The sequence below is a fragment of the Peptoniphilus sp. oral taxon 836 str. F0141 genome, from assembly GCF_000179335.1.
Classification (GTDB): domain Bacteria; phylum Bacillota; class Clostridia; order Tissierellales; family Peptoniphilaceae; genus Peptoniphilus_A; species Peptoniphilus_A lacrimalis.
In genome coordinates this window covers 1-4,196 of the sequence record NZ_AEAA01000054.1, presented here as the reverse complement: position 1 = coordinate 4,196, position 4,196 = coordinate 1, and the positions used below count along the sequence as shown (strand labels likewise).

The following is a 4,196-nucleotide window of genomic DNA, read 5'->3' as shown; positions in this document are numbered from 1 at the left end:
AATAATAAAGGAATTGGTCCCAATTTTACCTTTTATGGTAATAGGGATTTAGATACTTTGATAGACCAAGGAACACAAACCTTTGATGACAACAAAAGAAAGGAAATATATGAAAAGGCACAAAGATTAATATATGAAGATATGCCTTGGATGTATATTTGTTATGGAGAAACTTTGATGGCAGCATCTAAGGATTTACCAGATTTTGACATGGAAGCAGGATATGCACAGAGATTTAAAAATATTAGATAAATTTTTCAGTTTGAAAAAATTTTTAAAAATTAATGGGGTGAAAAATGCCTAAATATATTTTGAAAAGAATTTTAATTTTAATTCCTACAATAATTGGGGTATCTTTTGTAGTATTTTCCCTACTATATTTGTCACCTGGAGATGCAGCATTAGCAAGTGCCGGCCCTAATGCTCCAAAAGAGACTGTTGAGATATTAAGAGATAAAATGGGTCTTAATGACCCATTTTTAATTCAATATGGACGATTTTTAAAAAACTTAATTTTTCATTTTGATTTAGGAACTTCATATCAGTCAAAAACTCCTGTCATAGAAAAGATTTTAAGAGTATTTCCTAATACTTTAAAGTTGGCAGGAGTTTCTCTAATTTTTGCCATAATTTCAGGAATAATATTAGGGATAATTGCAGGGATAAATAAAAATAATATTATAGATTCACTCATTTCTTTTGCAGGAATGATAGGACTTGCAATGCCAATATTTTGGTCAGGATTATTGTTAATTATTATATTTTCAAGCAAATTAAAACTACTTCCTGCAAGTGGTTTTTCTTCGTGGAGGCATATGATACTTCCTGTTCTTGCTTTGGGTTTACAAACTTCATCTTCAATTATGAGAATGACAAGGTCTTCTATGATAGAAGTTTTAGATAAGGATTATATAAGAACGGCGAGGGCAAAGGGACTCAAAAAATCAAGAATTATCTTTATTCATGCTTTAAAAAATGCAATGATTCCAATTATAACAACTATTGGACTTCAAGCTGGTGGACTTTTAGGTGGAAGCATATTGACAGAAACAGTATTTTCAATTTCAGGTATTGGAAGGCTTATGGTTGATAGCGTAAAGACCAGAGATTATCCTGTAATTTTAGGTGGTGTAATGTTTATAGCCCTTGTATATTCAATAATTTCTATAATTGTAGATATACTTTATGGATTTTTAAACCCTCAAATTAAGATGGAGTAACTTATGATTAAAAGATTTAGAAAATTTGCAAAATATTGTATGCAAAATAAAGCAGCGAGGCTTTGTTTTGTTTTACTTTTAATATTAATTGTTCTATCAATATTTGCTGATTTTATTTCTCCATATGATTATACAAAACAAGACGTATCAAATACATTTTTAAGTCCAAGCCCAACTCATTTGATGGGTACAGATAATTTTGGCAGAGATGAATTCTCAAGAATTTTACATGGCGGACAGATGTCTTTATTAATAGGTATAAGCTCTACTTTTTTTTCAATAATAATTGGACTTATTATAGGATTATTTGCCGGATATTATGGTGGTAAATTTGATGTTTTTGCAATGAGAGTTATGGATATATTTTTATCAATTCCTCAACTTATTTTAGCTATTGCCTTGGCTGCAACTTTGGGAAATGGTGTTTTTAATTTAATTTTAGCCTTATCCTTATCTTCAACTCCTAAATATGCAAGGCTTATAAGATCAAAGGTAATTGAGGAGAAAAATTTAGAGTATGTCACAGCTGCAAGAATATTAGGAGAAAATGATTTAAAAATTATTTTTTGTGAGATTTTGCCAAATTCATTAGGACCAATCATAGTTGAAGCTACTATTGGTGTGGGCGTAAATATTTTATCAAGTGCATCCCTATCATTCATTGGAATGGGAATAGAGCCTCCACAAGCAGAATGGGGACAGATGTTAAGTGAAGGCAGAACTTTCATAAGAGATTATCCATTTCTTACAGTATTTCCAGGGCTTGCAATTTGTATAAGTATTTTATTATTTAATTTAGTGGGGGATGGTTTAAGAGATGCCTTTGATCCTAAGAAAAGAGGATAGTATGAAAGAAATTTTAAATATTAAAAATTTAAAAATTTATTTTGCTAGTTCCAAAGGACCAATAAAGTCACTCAATGGAGTTGATTTGACTTTAAAAGAAGGACAAACACTAGGGCTAGTAGGTGAGAGTGGTTGTGGAAAATCTTTAACATCTCTTGCAATTATGGGATTATTAGATAAAAAATCTCTTGATTCTTTAGAAGGTGAAATTATATTTTCGGGAGAAAATCTCTTGGAGAAAAGTGAAAAGCAGATTGAAAAAATGCGTGGTAAGGATATAAGTATGATTTTTCAAGAACCAATGACATCACTTAATCCTGTTTTAAAAATCGGCTATCAGGTATCTGAAATTTATAGGGCACATTCAAATATATCAAGAAAAGAAGCTAAGAAAAAATCTATAGAGATGCTTGAAAAAGTTGAGCTAAATAATGCTAAATTGATATATAACTCTTATCCCCACGAACTTTCAGGAGGCATGAGGCAAAGGGTTATGATTGCTATGGCACTTGCTCCAAATCCTAAGATTTTAATAGCAGATGAACCGACAACAGCTCTTGATGTAACCATTCAAAAAGAAATTTTAGAATTGATGAAAAAACTAAAGAAATATTATAAAACAAGCCTAATATTCATATCTCATGATTTGTCATTAGTTGCTGAAATTGCTGATGTGGTAAATGTGATGTACCAGGGACTAATTGTAGAAGAAGCTCCTATTAAAGAAATTTTTAAAAGCCCCCTACATCCTTATACTAAGGGGCTTATGAAAGCAAGACCTCTTATTAGTGATACAAGAAAAAGATTATTTTCAATAAAAGGAAGTTTACAAGACCCTAGAAATTTAAGCGAAAGCTGTTATTTTTGCAACAGATGTCAATATGTTATGGATATTTGTAAAAGAAAAATACCTATACAAAAAGATTTGAATGGGCATAAAGTGAGGTGCTTCCTCTATGAATGAAATTTTGCAAATTAAAAATTTGATGAAAAGTTTCAAGATAAAAAATAAAACTGTTAATGCCTTAAATGATATTTCTTTTGATATTAATAAGGGAGAGTGCCTTGGTATTGTGGGAGAAAGTGGGTCTGGTAAATCAACTCTTGCAAGGTGCTTAATGGGACTTTATAAAGATGCAAAAGGGCAAATAATTTATCAAAATAAAAATATTCTTGAATTTAACAAGAAAGAGTATGTAAATTATTGGGTAAATGTTCAGATGATATTTCAAGACCCCTATTCATCTTTAAATCAAAGAAAAACCTGTTTTCAAATAATTTCTGAGGGATTAAAAAATCTAGAAAAAGTTAATGACAAAAAAGAGCTTGAAAAGAGAGTATTAAAAACTATGGAAATCTGTGGTCTTTCAAAATTTTTCAGGGATAGGTATCCCTATGAATTTTCCGGTGGTCAAAGGCAAAGAATTTCTATAGCAAGGGCAATAGCCGTAAATCCAAAGATAATAATAGCTGATGAGCCAACCTCAGCCCTTGATGTTTCAATTCAGGCACAGATAATAAATCTTTTAAGTGATTTAAAAACTCAGTATGGTTTAACTCTTGTATTTATTTCTCATGATTTAGCTTTGGTAAAGCACATAGCTGATCAAGTATTAGTTATGCAAATGGGAAGTTTGAAAGAAAAAAATACTGTAGATGAAATTTTTGAAAATCCTAAGGATGACTATACAAAAAAATTATTATCTTCACTTCCAAAAGAAGACCCCAATGAATGATAAATTTTAAATTGGGTAAAATTCATTTACAAGGGGGAATCAAATAGATGCTTTCTTTTACTTTTGATAAAGAAAAAAATCACTTATTTGCTTATGATGGCAAGGCTGAGATAGGATACATCAGTTTTAGTCAAGCTAAAGATGTATGGATAATAGAAGAAGTATACCTTGATGCAGAATATAATATAAAAATATTTATTTTACAAATTATAGATAAATTTGTGGATATTGCTAGAGAAAATAAGAAAAAAATAATTGCACTTGATTCTTTAGCCAAGAGTGTTTTTTCTAAAAATACAAAATATATAGATGTTATTAGCTAATACAAAATATTATCCATTTTAAAAATCAAATATTTTTAAAAGATTATAGAAAAAATAAAATAAAAAAATTT

General features: G+C 29.7%; 5 protein-coding genes and 1 pseudogene. All 6 read left to right on the top strand.

The window, feature by feature from the left end; translation table 11 throughout:
* Positions 1-252 (top strand): annotated as a pseudogene (locus HMPREF9131_RS08450) (ABC transporter substrate-binding protein); the annotation flags it as partial.
* A 44-nt stretch (positions 253-296) separates the two neighbouring features.
* A complete protein-coding gene (locus HMPREF9131_RS02410) occupies positions 297-1,220 on the top strand; it encodes an ABC transporter permease (RefSeq protein WP_009345165.1) in 924 nt (307 codons plus the stop codon).
* Positions 1,221-1,223: 3 nt separating this feature from the next.
* Positions 1,224-2,066 carry an ABC transporter permease gene (locus HMPREF9131_RS02405; protein ID WP_009345168.1) on the top strand — a complete coding sequence of 281 codons (843 nt, stop codon included), beginning with the start codon at positions 1,224-1,226 and terminating at the stop codon, positions 2,064-2,066.
* A 1-nt stretch (position 2,067) separates the two neighbouring features.
* Positions 2,068-3,030 carry an ABC transporter ATP-binding protein gene (locus HMPREF9131_RS02400; RefSeq protein WP_009345167.1) on the top strand — a complete coding sequence of 321 codons (963 nt, stop codon included), beginning with the start codon at positions 2,068-2,070 and terminating at the stop codon, positions 3,028-3,030.
* Positions 3,023-3,802 carry an ABC transporter ATP-binding protein gene (locus HMPREF9131_RS02395; RefSeq protein ID WP_009345163.1) on the top strand — a complete coding sequence of 260 codons (780 nt, stop codon included), beginning with the start codon at positions 3,023-3,025 and terminating at the stop codon, positions 3,800-3,802. The genes HMPREF9131_RS02400 and HMPREF9131_RS02395 overlap by 8 nt, the downstream gene beginning before the upstream one ends.
* A 47-nt stretch (positions 3,803-3,849) precedes the next feature.
* Positions 3,850-4,125 (top strand): GNAT family N-acetyltransferase, encoded by a 276-nt coding sequence (locus tag HMPREF9131_RS02390; protein ID WP_009345164.1) that lies wholly within the window; start codon positions 3,850-3,852, stop codon positions 4,123-4,125.
* The last annotated feature ends 71 nt before the right edge of the window (positions 4,126-4,196 follow it).

Bases quoted from the DNA above. Each gene is read 5' to 3' on its own strand.
- HMPREF9131_RS02400 (WP_009345167.1), top strand. From the start codon at position 2,068: ATGAAAGAAATTTTAAATATTAAAAATTTAAAAATTTATTTTGCTAGT.
- HMPREF9131_RS02390 (WP_009345164.1), top strand. From the start codon at position 3,850: ATGCTTTCTTTTACTTTTGATAAAGAAAAAAATCACTTATTTGCTTAT.
- HMPREF9131_RS02410 (WP_009345165.1), top strand. From the start codon at position 297: ATGCCTAAATATATTTTGAAAAGAATTTTAATTTTAATTCCTACAATA.
- HMPREF9131_RS02405 (WP_009345168.1), top strand. From the start codon at position 1,224: ATGATTAAAAGATTTAGAAAATTTGCAAAATATTGTATGCAAAATAAA.
- HMPREF9131_RS02395 (WP_009345163.1), top strand. From the start codon at position 3,023: ATGAATGAAATTTTGCAAATTAAAAATTTGATGAAAAGTTTCAAGATA.